The organism is Pseudomonas sp. IT-P74, assembly GCF_949768175.1.
Taxonomy (GTDB): Bacteria; Pseudomonadota; Gammaproteobacteria; order Pseudomonadales; family Pseudomonadaceae; genus Aquipseudomonas.
In genome coordinates this window covers 325,932-341,671 of the sequence record NZ_CATKQD010000044.1, presented here as the reverse complement: position 1 = coordinate 341,671, position 15,740 = coordinate 325,932, and the positions used below count along the sequence as shown (strand labels likewise).

14 protein-coding genes are annotated in these 15,740 nt (G+C 60.1%); 9 read left to right on the top strand and 5 right to left on the bottom strand.

Annotated features, from left to right (window positions below; all coding sequences use genetic code 11):
* Positions 1–117: 117 nt before the first annotated feature.
* Positions 118–873 (top strand): L-ornithine N(alpha)-acyltransferase, encoded by a 756-nt coding sequence (gene olsB / locus ACM6J5_RS19990; protein ID WP_150673107.1) that lies wholly within the window; start codon positions 118–120, stop codon positions 871–873.
* Positions 873–1,664, top strand: a complete 792-nt coding sequence (locus ACM6J5_RS19985) for a lysophospholipid acyltransferase family protein (protein ID WP_150673108.1) — start codon at positions 873–875, stop codon at positions 1,662–1,664. The genes olsB and ACM6J5_RS19985 overlap by 1 nt, the downstream gene beginning before the upstream one ends.
* 108 nt (positions 1,665–1,772) lie before the next feature.
* Here the strand turns inward: ACM6J5_RS19985 and ACM6J5_RS19980 are convergent, their stop codons facing one another.
* A complete protein-coding gene (locus ACM6J5_RS19980; RefSeq protein ID WP_150673109.1) occupies positions 1,773–2,351 on the bottom strand; it encodes an ACP phosphodiesterase in 579 nt (192 codons plus the stop codon).
* A 170-nt stretch (positions 2,352–2,521) separates the two neighbouring features.
* Between ACM6J5_RS19980 and ACM6J5_RS19975 the strand changes: the two genes are divergently transcribed.
* Genes ACM6J5_RS19975 through ACM6J5_RS19965 form a run of 3 tightly spaced genes read left to right on the top strand, consistent with a single transcriptional unit; the run spans position 2,522 to position 5,100 of the window.
* Positions 2,522–2,824 (top strand): ArsR/SmtB family transcription factor, encoded by a 303-nt coding sequence (locus ACM6J5_RS19975; protein ID WP_095945413.1) that lies wholly within the window; start codon positions 2,522–2,524, stop codon positions 2,822–2,824.
* A 35-nt stretch (positions 2,825–2,859) separates the two neighbouring features.
* Positions 2,860–4,029: an MFS transporter gene (locus ACM6J5_RS19970; protein ID WP_414929196.1), complete on the top strand. Its 1,170-nt coding sequence runs from the start codon at positions 2,860–2,862 to the stop codon at positions 4,027–4,029.
* 21 nt (positions 4,030–4,050) lie between these two features.
* Positions 4,051–5,100, top strand: a complete 1,050-nt coding sequence (locus ACM6J5_RS19965) for an alkene reductase (RefSeq protein WP_414929195.1) — start codon at positions 4,051–4,053, stop codon at positions 5,098–5,100.
* A gap of 349 nt (positions 5,101–5,449) precedes the next feature.
* Here the strand turns inward: ACM6J5_RS19965 and emhR are convergent, their stop codons facing one another.
* On the bottom strand, positions 5,450–6,082 hold the full coding sequence (gene emhR, locus ACM6J5_RS19960) for an efflux system transcriptional repressor EmhR (protein ID WP_095945410.1): 633 nt from the start codon (positions 6,080–6,082) through the stop codon (positions 5,450–5,452).
* A 265-nt stretch (positions 6,083–6,347) separates the two neighbouring features.
* Here emhR and ACM6J5_RS19955 point away from each other — a divergent pair, with 265 nt between their 5' ends.
* The 3 genes from ACM6J5_RS19955 to emhC are packed head-to-tail and all read left to right on the top strand — an operon-like array spanning position 6,348 to position 12,130.
* On the top strand, positions 6,348–7,505 hold the full coding sequence (locus ACM6J5_RS19955; RefSeq protein WP_095945409.1) for an efflux RND transporter periplasmic adaptor subunit: 1,158 nt from the start codon (positions 6,348–6,350) through the stop codon (positions 7,503–7,505).
* Between the two features lie 3 nt (positions 7,506–7,508).
* Positions 7,509–10,670, top strand: coding sequence for an efflux RND transporter permease subunit EmhB (gene emhB, locus ACM6J5_RS19950; protein ID WP_150673113.1), 3,162 nt, complete (start codon positions 7,509–7,511; stop codon positions 10,668–10,670).
* The gene (emhC, locus tag ACM6J5_RS19945) at positions 10,670–12,130 is read left to right on the top strand and encodes an efflux RND transporter outer membrane subunit EmhC (RefSeq protein WP_095945407.1); all 1,461 of its coding nucleotides are present in this window, start codon (positions 10,670–10,672) and stop codon (positions 12,128–12,130) included. The genes emhB and emhC overlap by 1 nt, the downstream gene beginning before the upstream one ends.
* 122 nt (positions 12,131–12,252) lie before the next feature.
* Here emhC and ACM6J5_RS19940 read toward each other — a convergent pair whose 3' ends face one another.
* Positions 12,253–12,744 (bottom strand): hypothetical protein, encoded by a 492-nt coding sequence (locus tag ACM6J5_RS19940; RefSeq protein WP_150673115.1) that lies wholly within the window; start codon positions 12,742–12,744, stop codon positions 12,253–12,255.
* Between the two features lie 416 nt (positions 12,745–13,160).
* On the opposite strand from ACM6J5_RS19940, the gene ACM6J5_RS19935 reads away from it, so the two are divergent.
* Positions 13,161–14,420 carry an OprD family porin gene (locus ACM6J5_RS19935; RefSeq protein WP_414929194.1) on the top strand — a complete coding sequence of 420 codons (1,260 nt, stop codon included), beginning with the start codon at positions 13,161–13,163 and terminating at the stop codon, positions 14,418–14,420.
* Between the two features lie 120 nt (positions 14,421–14,540).
* On the opposite strand, the gene pcaC is transcribed toward ACM6J5_RS19935, so the two are convergent.
* Positions 14,541–14,933 (bottom strand): 4-carboxymuconolactone decarboxylase, encoded by a 393-nt coding sequence (gene pcaC / locus ACM6J5_RS19930; protein ID WP_150673117.1) that lies wholly within the window; start codon positions 14,931–14,933, stop codon positions 14,541–14,543.
* A gap of 10 nt (positions 14,934–14,943) precedes the next feature.
* Positions 14,944–15,735 (bottom strand): 3-oxoadipate enol-lactonase, encoded by a 792-nt coding sequence (gene pcaD, locus ACM6J5_RS19925; RefSeq protein ID WP_414929193.1) that lies wholly within the window; start codon positions 15,733–15,735, stop codon positions 14,944–14,946.
* Positions 15,736–15,740: the final 5 nt, after the last annotated feature.

Sequence of the window (15,740 nt, the reverse complement as noted above, 5' to 3'; positions counted from 1 at the left end):
AGCTTAATGGCGATGACACCGGGGCTACATAGCCTGACTTTGCACAACACGGCTAGACAAAGAAAGTCGATTCGCTGTAGCCCAGAGACGGGTGAGCAGCCCGCACGGAGATTCGCCATGACTCAGATCGCCCGCATCAGCGACACCGGCAACGAACGCCGCCTGCAAGCCGAACGCCTGATGGGCGCCGAGGCTTTGCAGGAAGCTCAGGCCTTGCGTTTCAACGTGTTCAGCGGCGAATTCAACGCCAAGCTGAAAGGCGCGGAACTGGGTCTGGACATGGATGACTATGATGTTCACTGCGCCCACATCGGCGTGCGTGACCTGAACACCGGCCGTCTAGTGGCGACCACCCGTTTGCTCGACCACACCGCCGCCAGTAGCCTGGGCAAGTTCTACAGCGAAGAAGAATTCAGCCTGCACGGTCTGGTGCACCTGCAAGGCCCGATCCTGGAAATCGGTCGCACCTGTGTCGACCCGGCCTACCGCAACGGCGGCACTATCGCCGTGCTGTGGGGCGAACTGGCCGAAGTGCTGAACCAGGGCGGCTACAGCTACTTGATGGGTTGCGCGAGCATTCCGATGCAGGACGGCGGCATCCAGGCCCACGCCATCATGCAGCGCCTGCGTGAACGTTACCTGTGCACCGAACACCTGCGGGCCGAGCCGAAAAAGCCGCTGCCGACCCTGGATATCCCTTCGAACGTGATCGCCGAAATGCCGCCGCTGCTCAAGGCCTACATGCGCCTGGGTGCGAAGATCTGCGGCGAGCCATGCTGGGACGAAGACTTCCAGGTCGCCGACGTGTTCATCCTGCTCAAGCGCGACGAGCTCTGCCCGCGTTACGCCAAACACTTCAAGGCGGCTGTGTAATGAGCCGGTTGCGGGTGTACGCGCGAATCGCGCGAGTGCTGTTGGTGGTGACGCTGGGCCTGGGCATGGCCAGCGTGTTCGGGGTGTTCGAGCGCCTGGGCATGGCCCATTCGATGGCGCGTCGTCAGCGCTGGTCGCGGTTTTTCATGGCCCGCCTGAGCAACGCCCTGCCCTTTGACGTGACCGTGCACGGCGAGTTGCCGAAGACACCGATGCTCTGGGTCAGCAACCACGTATCCTGGACCGACATCCCGCTGCTGGGGATGCTCACGCCGCTGTCGTTCCTGTCCAAGGCCGAAGTGCGCACCTGGCCGGTGGCCGGCTGGTTGGCGACCAAGGCCGGCAGCCTGTTTATCCGCCGTGGCTCGGGTGACAGCCAGTTGATCCGCAAGCAGATGACCCGTCATCTGGAACAGGCACACCCCCTGCTGATGTTCCCGGAAGGCACCACTACCGATGGCCGTTCGCTGCGTACTTTCCACGGCCGCCTGCTGTCCGCCGCCATCGACTCCGAAGTGGCCATGCAGCCGGTGGCGATTCGTTATGTGCGTAACGGCGAGCCTTGCGCGCTGGCTCCATTTATTGGCGACGATGATTTGCTGTCGCATCTGATGCGGTTGTTTGCCAATGACCGTGGCGGTGTCGAGATTCATCTGCTCAAGCCAATCGCTTGCGAAGGCCGGGAACGCGCGGCCCTGGCGTTCGAGGCGCAACAGGCGGTGCAGAAGGTGTTGTTCGGCGAAATTGTCGAACCGCAACGAGCCCCGATGCGCCCTGCCATTGCAGCGTAAACACATGCCTCCTGTAGGAGCGAGCCTGCTCGCGATAGCGGATTAACATTCAACGATGATGCTGAATGACAGATCGCAATCGCGAGCAGGCTCGCTCCTACAGTGGTTTCAGGGTGTTGGATAGTTCCGGGCAAAATCCTGCAGTTGCGGATAGAACAACCGAAAGTCTTCGCTCAACGGCTCATACAACCGCCGCAACTCCTGCATCGCCGCCGCCAGCTCTTCCGGCCGGGTCAGGCGCCGCGAGATCCCGCGCAATACCTGCTCCAGCACTTCGAATTCCTGATACGAACCCAACCAGTCATTGGCCACCATGTGCGGCGCAATCTTCGCCAGCCGCTCCGGTAACTGCCGTTCGCTGGACAGCACGCGATACACGTCTGAAGTGAACAGCTCCAACGGCCGGTCGGCATACAGCGCCCAGTCCCGGGCCAGACAATGGTCGAAAAACACGTCGAGCACGATCCCCGCGTAGCGACGACGGGTCAGGGAGAAACGCGACAGTGCGACGTCCACCAGCGGATGGCGATCGGTGTACACGTCGATGCTTCGGTGCAACTGGATAGCCCCCTCGATTTCCGGAGCGAATTGCCCTTGCAGCCGTCCCTTGACGAAATCGCCATACAGACTGCCGAGCAACTGGCCGGGACGCTGGCCACCGAGGTGAAGATGTGCGAGATAGTTCATGGGCGCAGCTTAGCACTGCCCCCTTGTCTTGTTACACTCATCATATCGTTATAACTCGATATACCGAAATGTGAGCTGGTCAGAGCCAAATCATATTTGTATATCGCGAAATACCGATTTAAAGTTCGCCTCATCGCGATATAGCGTTTTAAACATCACGAGCCCACATCATGACCATCAATCTCGACGAAATAATAAAAGCCCTGGCACACCCAGTACGGCGAGACATCCTGCACTGGCTCAAGGACCCGACCGTCGAATTTCCCGACCAGTCCCACAGTAACGAGCACGGCGTTTGTGCCGGGCAGATCGATCAACGTTGCGGCCTGTCGCAGTCCACGGTGTCCGCACACCTGGCGACCCTGCAACGCGCCGGCCTGATCAGCAGCCGCAAAGTCGGCCAGTGGCACTTCTTCAAACGCAACGAGGAAACCATCCAGGAATTCCTCAAAACCTTCAGCCAAGAGCTCTGACCCTTTACGTCAGCCAGCCGAAAAGGAATGAAACAATGCCCCTCTCGCTACTCATCCTGGCCTTGAGCGCCTTCGCCATCGGCACCACGGAGTTCGTCATCATGGGCCTGCTGCCCAACGTGGCGGCTGACCTCGGTGTGTCGATTCCCGGTGCCGGCTGGCTGGTGACCGGTTACGCCCTGGGCGTGGCCATCGGCGCGCCGTTCATGGCGCTGGCCACCGCCAAACTGCCGCGCAAGGCAGCCCTGGTGGCGTTGATGGGCATCTTCATTGTCGGCAACCTGCTTTGCGCAGTCGCCGGCGACTACAACGTGCTGATGTTCGCCCGTGTGGTTACCGCCCTGTGCCATGGCGCCTTCTTCGGTATCGGTTCAGTGGTAGCCGCCGGCCTGGTGCCTGCGAACAAACGCGCTTCGGCCGTGGCCCTGATGTTCACCGGCCTGACCCTGGCCAACGTCCTCGGCGTACCGCTGGGCACCGCCCTCGGTCAGGAAGCCGGCTGGCGTTCGACCTTCTGGGCCGTGACCGTGATCGGTGTAATCGCATTGATCGGTTTGATCCGCTTCCTTCCGGCCAAGCGTGATGAAGAAAAACTCGACATGCGCGCCGAACTGGCCGCACTCAAGGGCGGCGGCATCTGGCTGTCCCTGAGCATGACCGCGCTGTTCGCCGCCTCGGTGTTCACCCTGTTCACCTACGTTGCGCCGCTGCTGGGCGAAGTCACCGGTGTCTCGCCCCGTGGCGTGACCTGGACCCTGATGCTCATCGGCCTGGGCCTGACGGTCGGCAACATTATCGGCGGCAAGTTGGCCGACAAAGGCATGGCCGCGACGCTGATCGGTGTGTTCATCACCATGGCCGTGGTGTCCACCTTGCTGACCTGGACCAGCGTTGCGCTGATCCCCACCGAAATCACCTTGTTCCTCTGGGCCACCGCGTGCTTCGCCGCCGTACCGGCGCTGCAAGTGAACGTGGTGACCTTCGGCAAGGCCGCACCGAACCTGGTGTCGACCCTGAACATCGGCGCTTTCAACATCGGCAACGCCTTGGGTGCTTGGGTCGGCGGCAGCGTGATAGCCCACGGCTTCGGCCTGACCAGCGTGCCCCTCGCGGCAGCCGTACTGGCGGTACTCGCCTTGCTGGCGACCCTGATTACCTTCCGTCAGAGCGGCAATCCCGATCTGGCCCCTGCCACTTCTAACTGATCGCCAAAAGAGAGCCTTTAAATGACGACTATTTTCGATCCGATCAAACTGGGCGACCTCGAGTTGGCCAACCGCATCATCATGGCGCCACTGACCCGCTGCCGCGCCGACGAAGGTCGCGTGCCCAACGCGCTGATGGCCGAGTACTACGTGCAACGTGCCTCCGCCGGCCTGATCCTCAGCGAAGCCACTTCGGTGACGCCGATGGGTGTCGGCTACCCGGACACCCCGGGTATCTGGTCCAACGATCAGGTGCGTGGCTGGTCCAACGTGACCAAGGCGATCCACGGCGCGGGCGGCAAGATCTTCCTGCAACTGTGGCACGTGGGGCGCATTTCCCACGGTTTGTACCTGAACGATGAAGCCCCGGTCGCCCCGAGCGCCATCCAGCCAAAGGGCCATGTCAGCCTGGTGCGTCCGCTGGCCGACTTCCCGGTGCCGCGCGCCCTGGAAACCGCTGAAATCGCTGACATCGTCGACGCTTACCGCGTCGGTGCCGAGAACGCCAAGGCTGCCGGCTTCGACGGTGTGGAGATCCATGCCGCCAACGGTTACCTGCTCGACCAGTTCCTGCAAAGCAGCACCAACCAGCGCACCGACAACTACGGCGGCGCCCTGGAGAACCGTGCCCGCCTGCTGCTGGAAGTGACCGATGCCGCCATCGAAATCTGGGGCGCCGGCCGTGTGGGCGTGCACCTGTCGCCACGCGCCGACTTGCATGACATGGGCGACGACAACCTGGCAGAGACCTTCACCTACGTCGCTCGCGAACTGGGCCAGCGTGGCATTGCCTTCATCTGCTCGCGGGAGAAAGAGGGTGCCGACAGCCTCGGCCCACAGCTCAAGGAAGCCTTCGGCGGCCCTTACATTGCCAACGAGCGTTTCACCAAGGACAGCGCCAACGCGTTGCTCGCCAGCGGCCAGGCCGATGCAGTCGCCTTCGGCGTACCTTTCATTGCCAACCCTGACCTGCCGGCACGCTTGCAGGCCGACGCGCCGCTGAACGAAGCGCGCCCGGAACTGTTCTACGCCAAGGGCCCGGTTGGTTACATCGACTACCCATCGCTGTAATCAGCAACCGTTGAAACGCAAAAGCCCCGACTCGAAAGAGCTGGGGCTTTTTAGTATCTGGACGGTTAACACAATCCACTGTAGGAGCGAGCCTGCTCGCGATAGCGGATTAACATTCAACGATGATGCTGAATGACAGACCGCCATCGCGAGCAGGCTCGCTCCTACAGGGGCAATAGGTGGGCTCTCACGGACTCGACACAAATTCCCTACAAATTACTGAGCTTGCTACCTGTCAACCTGCCGAGTGTAAGTATATAAAAGCACCCCATTGTCGAAGGGCGCGTGAAGAACTGTTCATCTTCGGCGTCAACGGTTGACACACAAGGCACCGATTACGCATTTTGCTTTACTTGCGCAAGCTGGGGCTGAAGCGCAACAGATCCAGCCCGGTATCGACCCAACGCTCGGCTTCGGTGTGCAATTCAAAACTGTCGGGGGCCAGCAACCACTGGTACAGGATGCCATCAATGTAAGCATGCAAGCTGACTGCGGCGCGGGCGGTGTCGAGGTTTTCCGGCAACTGGCCACGATTCACGGCATTACTCAGGGCCAGGCCGATCCGCACATTGCATTCAAGGCTGGCGGACACCCGTTGTTGGCGCAGGTCGCACATTTCATCGGTGAATTCGCACTTATGAAAAAGAATCTCATTGATGCGTCGGGTTTTCGGGTCCAGCGCAATTTGATGAAACAAATGAATCAACAGTTTGCGCATGCAGCCCAGGGGATCGAGTTCGTCTTCGCTTTCGCTGGCCTTGGCCATTTCTTCCAGTGGCTCATGCAAGGTGTCGAGCATGGCCTGCACCAGATCCGCCTTGTTGCTGAAATGCCAGTAGATGGCCCCTCGAGTGACGCCGGCCAGGGTCGCGATGTCCGCCAGGGTCGTGCGCGCCACGCCCCGCTCGTAAAAGGCCTTTTCGGCCGCCACGAGAATTTGCGCGCGGGTTTCCTGAGCTTCCTCTTTGGTACGACGGACCATGGCAGTACAACCTCAATCAGGGTACTTCAGCGATGCCTGAACATCGGCTGAATAAAAGTGGGGCGAACGTTCTGGGGGTGCGTCCCCGGCCTACAATTCCAACCTTTCAAAGGCTTGTGTAACGGCGTGGGTACATAGCCTGGGTATTTACAAACAGCCATGTACGTAAGTATATTCCTTAGCAAGCTACTTATCCACTCGGCAAACATTTTTCAACCTTCCACCTTTCTAGTGCGCACCTTGCGCGCCTGACCCGAGGATTTTCATGCAATTCAAGCCAGCTGTTACCGCTCTGGTCGCCGCCGTCGCCCTGGCATCGCTGCTCAGCGGATGCAAAAAGGAAGAGGCAGCACCGGCCGCCCCACCGCCTCAGGTCGGCGTCGTGACTCTGCAACCGCAAGCTTTCACCCTGACTTCCGATCTGCCCGGCCGCACCAGCGCGTTCCGCATTGCCGAAGTCCGCCCGCAGGTCAACGGCATCATTCTCAAGCGCCTGTTCAAGGAAGGCAGCGACGTCAAGGCCGGCCAGCAGCTCTATCAGATCGACCCGTCGATCTATGAAGCAACGCTCGCCAGCGCCGAAGCCAATCTGCGTTCGACCAAGTCGATTTCCGACCGCTACAAGCAACTGGTCGACGAGCAGGCCGTAAGCCGTCAGGAATACGACACCGCCGTGGCCAACCGCCTGCAATCGGAAGCGGCGCTGCAGACCGCACAGATCAACGTGCGCTACACCAAGGTCTATGCCCCGCTGACCGGCCGCATCGGCCGCTCCTCGGTGACCGAAGGCGCGCTGGTGAGCAATGCCCAGGTCGACGCGATGGCGGTGATCCAGCAAATCGACCCGATCTACGTCGACGTGACGCAGTCCTCGGTCGAGCTGCTGCAACTGCGCCGTGAGCTGGAAAGCGGTCGCCTGCAAAAGGCCGGCGACAACGCGGCCTCGGTCAAGCTGACCCTCGAAGACGGCAGCGAGTACAAGCTGGACGGCAAGCTGGAGTTCTCCGAAATCTCGGTTGACCAGACCACCGGTTCCGTCACCCTGCGCGCCATTTTCCCGAACCCTGATCACACTCTTCTGCCTGGCATGTTCGTGCACGCCAAGTTGCTGGCCGGTGTGAACAGCGCGGCGATCCTGGCCCCGCAGCAAGGCGTGACCCGCGACCTCAAGGGGACGCCAACCGCACTGGTTGTCGGCCCGGACAACAAGGTTGAACTGCGTCAACTCAAGGCCAACCGCACTGTCGGCAATCAATGGCTGATCGAAGACGGCCTGAAGGCCGGCGATCGCCTGATCACCGAAGGTCTGCAATTCGTCAAACCCGGCATCGAAGTCAAGGCCAGTGAAGCGACCAACGTAGCCGCAAAGAACCCGGCCCCCGCCCAGGCAGCTAATAAAGCCTCCGGCGGCGAAGGGGAGTAAACCATGTCGAAATTTTTTATCGACCGTCCGATTTTCGCCTGGGTAATTGCCCTGGTGATCATGTTGGTCGGGGCACTATCGATCCTCAGGTTGCCGATCAACCAGTACCCGAGCATTGCACCTCCAGCGATCGCCATCTCCGTGACCTACCCGGGTGCTTCGGCACAAACGGTTCAGGACACCGTGGTTCAGGTGATCGAGCAACAGCTCAACGGTATCGACAACCTGCGTTATGTCTCGTCGGAAAGTAACTCCGACGGCACCATGACCATTACCGCGACCTTCGAGCAAGGCACCAACTCCGACACCGCGCAGGTTCAGGTCCAGAACAAGCTGAACCTGGCCACCCCGCTGCTGCCGCAAGAAGTGCAGCAACAGGGTATCCGTGTGACCAAGGCGGTGAAGAACTTCCTGTTGGTGATCGGCGTGGTGTCGCGTGACGGCAGCATGACCAAGGACGACCTGTCCAACTACATCGTGTCGAACATGCAGGACCCGATCTCGCGGACCGCCGGTGTCGGCGACTTCCAGGTGTTCGGTTCCCAGTACGCCATGCGCATCTGGCTCGACCCGGCCAAGTTGAACAACTACAACCTGACCCCGGTCGACGTCAAAACCGCTATCGCCGCGCAAAACGTCCAGGTGTCATCCGGCCAGCTCGGCGGCCTGCCTGCCCTGCCCGACACCCAGCTGAACGCGACGATCATCGGCAAGACCCGCCTGCAGACCGCCGAGCAATTCGACAAGATCCTGCTCAAGGTCAACAAGGACGGTTCCCAGGTTCGCCTCAAAGATGTCGCCGAAGTCGGTCTGGGTGGCGAGAACTACAGCATCAACGCCCAGTTCAACGGCGCGCCGGCTTCCGGTCTGGCGGTGAAGCTGGCCACCGGTGCCAACGCTCTGGATACCGCCAAGGCCCTGCGCACGACCATCGACAGCCTCAAGCCGTTCTTCCCTGAAGGGATGGAAGTGGTGTTCCCGTACGACACCACCCCGGTGGTGACCGAATCGATCAGGGGCGTGGTTCACACCCTGGTCGAAGCGGTCGCGCTGGTGTTCCTGGTGATGTTCCTGTTCCTGCAAAACTTCCGCGCCACCATCATCACCACGATGACCGTGCCGGTGGTATTGCTCGGTACGTTCGGCATCCTCGCGGCAGCGGGTTTCAGCATCAACACCCTGACCATGTTCGGCATGGTGCTGGCCATCGGCTTGCTGGTGGACGACGCCATCGTCGTGGTGGAAAACGTCGAACGGGTGATGAGCGAAGAAGGCCTGTCACCCAAGGAAGCCACCAAGAAGTCCATGGGCCAGATCCAGGGCGCGCTGGTTGGTATCGCCCTGGTGCTGTCGGCGGTTCTGCTGCCCATGGCGTTCTTCAGCGGCTCCACCGGTGTGATTTACAAGCAGTTCTCGATCACCATCGTCTCGGCCATGGCCCTGTCGGTACTGGTCGCGCTGATCTTCACCCCGGCGCTCTGCGCCACCATGCTCAAGCCGATTCCGAAAGGCGAGCACGGCACCCCGAAACGCGGTTTCTTTGGCTGGTTCAACCGCAATTTCGACCGCGGCGTTCGCAGCTACGAACGCGGTGTCGGCAATATTCTGCAGCGCAAGATCCCGTACCTGTTGGCGTACCTGCTGATCGTGGTGGGCATGATCTGGCTGTTCACCCGCATTCCAACGGCGTTCCTGCCGGAAGAAGACCAGGGTGTACTGTTCGCCCAGGTGCAGACCCCGGCCGGTTCGACGTCGCAACGCACCCAGGTGGTCGTGGACGAAATGCGTGAATTCCTGCTTCGCCCTGGCAAGGATGGCGGTGAAGGCGATGCGGTGAACTCCGTGTTTACCGTGACCGGCTTCAACTTCGCCGGCCGTGGCCAGAGCTCGGGCATGGCGTTCATCATGCTGCGCCCGTGGGACGAACGTAACGCCGACAACAACGTGTTCAAGGTGGCGGCCCGTGCCCAGCAACACTTCTTCACCTTCCGCGATGCCATGGTGTTCGCCTTCGCGCCACCGGCGGTACTGGAACTGGGTAACGCCACCGGTTTCGACGTGTTCCTGCAGGACCGTGCCGGTATCGGCCACGAAAAACTGATGCAAGCGCGCAACCAGTTCCTCGGCATGGCCGCACAAAGCAAAATTCTGTCTCAGGTGCGTCCGAACGGCCTGAACGACGAACCGCAATACCAGCTGGAAATCGATGACGAGAAGGCCAGTGCCCTGGGCATTACCATCGCCGACATCAACAACACCCTGTCGATTGCCCTGGGCAGTAGCTACGTCAACGACTTCATCGACCGTGGTCGCGTGAAGAAGGTGTACGTGCAAGGCCAGCCAGGCGCTCGAATGGGCCCTGAAGACCTGCAGAAGTGGTACGTGCGCAATAGCGTCGGCACCATGGTTCCGTTCTCGGCGTTCGCCAAGGGCGAGTGGATTTACGGTTCGCCGAAACTGGCCCGTTACAACGGCGTGGAAGCGATGGAAATCCTCGGCGCCCCGGCGCCCGGCTATTCCACCGGTGAAGCCATGCTCGAAGTCGAAGCCATCGCCAAGAAACTGCCGGCGGGCGTCGGTATTTCCTGGACCGGCCTGTCGTACGAAGAGCGTCTGTCCGGCTCGCAAGCGCCGGCGCTGTACGCCCTGTCGCTGCTGATGGTGTTCCTGTGCCTGGCGGCGTTGTATGAAAGCTGGTCGATTCCGATCGCGGTGATGTTGGTGGTACCGTTGGGGATCATTGGTGCACTGATGGCCACCAGCCTGCGTGGTTTGTCCAACGACGTGTACTTCCAGGTAGGCTTGTTGACGACTATCGGTCTGGCGGCGAAAAACGCCATTCTGATTGTCGAATTTGCCAAGGAACTGCATGAACAAGGGCGTAGCCTGCGCGATGCGGCGATCGAGGCTTGCCGCATGCGTCTGCGACCGATCATCATGACCTCGCTCGCCTTCGTCCTCGGTGTGGTACCACTGGCGATATCCACCGGCGCAGGTTCCGGTAGCCAGCATGCAATCGGTACCGGCGTGATCGGCGGTATGATCACGGCCACTGTGCTGGCGATCTTCTGGGTCCCGCTGTTCTTCGTCACCGTGTCGTCCATAGGCCAGCGCAAAATCGCCGACCAGGATGACGCTACTGAAACTCCTAAAGAGGCTGGCTAATGAGCAAGTCGCTACTCTCCCTGGCAGTCGCCGCCTTCGTGCTCGGTGGCTGTTCGCTGATACCTGATTATCAGCAGCCCGAAGCGCCGGTGGCGGGCCAGTACCCGCAGGGCCTGGCGTATTCACCGGCCCAGGCTCCGGCGCAAGCGGCTGCCGAGCAGGGCTGGAAGCAGTTTTTCCATGACCCGGCGCTGCAACAGCTGATCCAGGTAGCCCTGGAAAACAACCGTGACCTGCGTGTCGCGGCCCTGAACATCGACGCGTTCGCGGCTCAATACCGCATCTCCCGTGCCGATCTGTTCCCGGCCGTCTCGGCCAACGGCAGCGGCAGCCGTCAGCGGCTTCCGGCTGACGCCTCGCAGACCGGCGAAGCCGGCATCACCAGTTCCTACTCGGCCACTCTTGGCGTCAGTGCGTATGAACTCGACCTGTTCGGTCGGGTTCGCAGCCTGAACGAAGAAGCGTTGCAGAAGTACTTCGCCACCGAAGAAGGCCGCCGCAGCACGCAAATCAGCCTGGTGGCCAGTGTGGCCAATGCCTACCTGACCTGGCAGGCCGACAAGGAACTGTACAAGCTGACCCAGGACACCCTGGCCGCCTTCGAGGAGAGCTACAAGCTCACCGCCCGCAGCAACGAAGTCGGCGTCGCCTCGGCCCTGGACCTGGCGCAGTCGCGCACCTCGGTGGAAAACGCCCGTGCGCAACTGGCCAAGTACACCCGTCAGGTCGCCCAGGACGAGAACAGCCTGGTGCTGCTGCTCGGCACCGGTATCCCGGCCAACCTGCAAACGGCCAAACCGCTTGACGACGACCTGCTCAGCGACGTTCCGCCCGGCCTGCCGTCGGATTTGCTGCATCGTCGTCCGGACATCCTTCAGGCCGAGTACAACCTGAAGGCCGCCAACGCCAACATCGGCGCGGCGCGGGCTGCGTTCTTCCCGAGCATCAGCCTCACGGCCAATGCCGGCACCCTGAGCCCGGACCTGTCCGGTTTGTTCAAGGGTGGTTCGGGCACCTGGTTGTTCCAGCCGCAGATCAACCTGCCGATCTTCAACGCCGGTAGCCTGCGTGCCAGCCTGGATTACTCGAAAATCCAGAAAGACATCGGCGTGGCGAACTACGAGAAGTCCATTCAAACGGCCTTCCAGGAAGTCGCCGACGGCCTGGCCGCGCGCCAGACCTACGTCCAGCAGTTGCAGGCACAGAAAGACTTCGTCAGTGCCAACCAGGACTACTACCGCCTGGCCGAGCGTCGCTACCGCATCGGTGTCGACAGCAACCTGACATTCCTCGATGCCCAGCGTCAGCTGTTCAGTGCGCAACAGGTGCTGATCACCGACCGTCTGGCGCAGCTGGTCAGCCAGGTCAACCTGTACAAGGCCCTGGGTGGTGGCTGGAACGAACAGACGGCGAAGAACGAGCCGTTGAAAGAAGAAGCGCCGAAGATGAAGTTGTTCTGATAGCGTTGTGAAAACACGAAGCCCACCGATTGGTGGGCTTTTTGTTTTCAGACAAGATAAAACTTAAACGCGCTCATAGACACCTGCGAACGAGCGATTTTTTCTCGCATATTTAAAAACGATTAACCGTTGTTTTTTGCCCAAAACTCTTTAGTCACAACCTTAACTAGCACCCCCTCGGCATCGTGGTAGAGAAACTCGAATGAGCCTTTAATAGATTGCCCCGACGGTGCCGAAGAAACTTCAGAAATGATTAGTTTCCCTTTACCCCAGCCATCACCTGAAACAGCTCCAGGCCGCCCTTTACCGTAGATAGCCACGACTGCTGGAGGGTTATCAAAGGGGTTCTTGATTTCATACGTACCAACTTTCAATGCCTTTTCAGCGAGCAACATGACCGCAGGCACACGCACACCAGTATCCTCACCGAAAAATGCTTCGATTACTGTGCGCCAACTCTCAATATAAAAGTTGAACCACGTGGTCTCGAGCTTTTGCACCTCTCCATCCCTATGAACTTCCAGAGTGATATGCCCCTCTGCGCCCTCAACTACTTTTATTGCCTCTTTTTTCGTATCTGAAAAAGAAACCTGGTTTTCGCCACCCTTGCTCATGATCATTACTCCTTCGAATTTATCAATGAAACGAACTGCAAGTTATTCCTCGTTCAAACAAGACGCTACACTCGACAACTCATCCAAACAACTGTCATAACTGACAGCTAGACATCAATAGACTTTTTTACTAGCTTGGAGAATTTTGCTGCTCGTTCTTTCATTATCAATGAGCCAACACACTTAGTTCTGTTCGATAATCGCCCAAATCCCGCTTTTTACGATTGAACCATCCAGTACATTCCACGCACCATCCGAACCACAAAACCAATAACAACAGGTTCGACACCATGCCCCCGCGCCCTGCCCTCTCCGGCTGACCCGCTTTGTTTTGTGCTGATTTCGAATATTCGTCTGCAACCCCGGGTTGCGGCATCACCCCGCTTCATCCCCAAGAATTAGAGAGACCCGAGCTCATGACGTCTTCCACCGCGCAGTATTTCGTTCCCAGCCTGATCGCCGCCGCCCTGGCCAGCGCGGCCCTGCCCGCCAGCGCCGAGGAGTCGGGTTTTGTCGAAGGGGCCAAGGTCAACCTGAACCTGCGCAATTTCTACATCAACCGCAACTTCACCAACCCGACCAAGGCCCAGGGCAAGGCTGAAGAGTGGACGCAGAGTTTTATCCTCGACGCCAAGTCCGGGTTCACCCAGGGCACCGTCGGGTTCGGCATGGATGTGCTCGGTTTGTATTCGGTGAAGCTCGACGGCGGCAAAGGCACCGGTGGTACACAACTGCTGCCGCTGGATCATGACGGTCGCCCGGCAGACAATTTTGGCCGTACCAACGTGGCGTTCAAGGCCAAGCTGTCGCAGACCGAAGTCAAAGTCGGCGAATGGATGCCGGTGCTGCCAATCCTGCGTTCCGACGATGGTCGCTCGTTGCCGCAAACCTTCCGAGGCGGCCAGATCACCTCGAAGGAAATCGCAGGCCTGACGCTCTACGGCGGCCAGTTCCGCCAGAACAGCCCGCGCGACGACAGCAGCATGGACGACATGTCGATGACCGGCAAAGCCGCATTCACCTCCGATCGTTTCAACTTTCAGGGCGGCGAGTACGTGTTCAATGACAAGCGCACCCAGATCGGTCTGTGGAACGCCGAGCTCAAGGACATCTACAGCCAGCAATTCATCAACCTGATCCACAGCCAGCCGCTTGGCGACTGGACCCTGGGCGCCAACCTGGGTTTCTTCTACGGCAAGGATGACGGCAGCGCCCGGGCAGGCGAGTTGGACAACAAGACAATGTACGGTTTGTTCTCGGCCAAATACGGCGGCAACACCTTCTACGTCGGCCTGCAAAAACTCACTGGTGACAATGCCTGGATGCGGGTCAACGGCACCAGCGGCGGTACCCTGGCCAACGACAGCTACAACTCCAGCTATGACAATGCCCGGGAGAAATCCTGGCAAGTACGCCACGACTACAACTTCGCCGCCCTGGGTGTACCGGGCCTGACCCTGATGAACCGCTACATCAGCGGTGACAATGTGCACACCGGCAGCATCACCGATGGCAAGGAATGGGGGCGCGAAAGTGAACTGGGCTACACCGTGCAGAGCGGTGCGCTGAAAGACCTGAACCTGAAATGGCGCAATTCGACCATGCGCCGCGACTACAGCAACAATGAGTTCGATGAGAACCGCGTGATCATCAGCTATCCGATCAGCCTGCTGTAAACACAAAAAAATGTGGGAGCGAGCTTGCTCGCGATGGCGGACTGTCAGACGACACATATGTTGACTGACACGCCCTCATCGCGAGCAAGCTCGCTCCCACAGGTTGTACGGCGTTACCGCTTACTCCCGCGACTCAACCCCCAACTCATCCCACACCGACTCCGCCAGATGGAATGTCGCATTGGCCGCCGGAATCCCGCAGTAGATTGCACTCTGCATGATCACTTCCTTGATCTCGCCACGGCTGACGCCGTTGTTGGCGGCGGCGCGCAGGTGCAGTCTGAGTTCGCCCTCGCGGTTCATGCCGATCAGCATGGCGATGGTGATCAGGCTGCGGGTGTGGCGCGGCAGGCCCGGGCGGGTCCAGATGTCACCCCAGGCGTGGCGGGTGATCATCTCCTGGAACTCCGAGTTGAACTCGGTCAGGGTAGTCAGGCTGCGGTCGACGTGGGCGTCGCCGAGGACCGCGCGACGGACTTCCATCCCCTCGTCGTAACGTTGTTTCTCATCCACGGGAATACCCTCAATCAGCCGACAGAAACGCCAGCACGCGCTCGCTGAACGCATTACCGGCCTGGACGTTGGACAAATGCGCGGCATAGAACTCGGCGTACTCGGCGCCCGGAACATGTTCCTGAATGAAATGCCCGCCGGACGGTGGCGTCACGGCGTCTTCGGTGCCAGCGATGACCAGCAACGGCACCTTGATCGCAGACAACTGATCGCGGAAATCGGCGTCACGCACCGCCGCGCAGTTGGCCGCATAGCCTTCTGGAGAAGTGGCCGCGAGCATGTCGGTAATCTGCTTGGCCGCCGCCGGGTTGGCTTCGGAGAAGTCCGGGGTGAACCAGCGGGCAATCGACGCATCGCGCAGGGCAACCATGGCCGCCTGACCATCGCGCAGCACCATTTCAATGCGCGGGTTCCACACCGACGGATCGCCGATTTTCGCTGCGGTGTTGCACACGATCAGCTTGTTCAGGCGATCGCCGGCATTGATGCCCAGCCACTGGCCGATCAACCCGCCCATGGACAATCCGCAGAAATGCGCGCGCTCGATGTGCAACGCATCCAGCAGCGCCAGCACGTCGCGGCCCAGTTGCTCGATGCTGTACGGGCCAGTCGTCACCAGCGATTGGCCGTGACCACGGGTGTCGAAACGCAGAACGCGAAAATGCTTGGTGAACGCCGGAATCTGCGCGTCCCACATGTGCAGGTCAGTGCCCAGGGAGTTGGACAGCACCAGCACCGGCGCGTCGACCGGCCCATCGAGTTGGTAATGCAGTTCGCCCTCGGCGAGTTGTACAAATGCCACAGCAA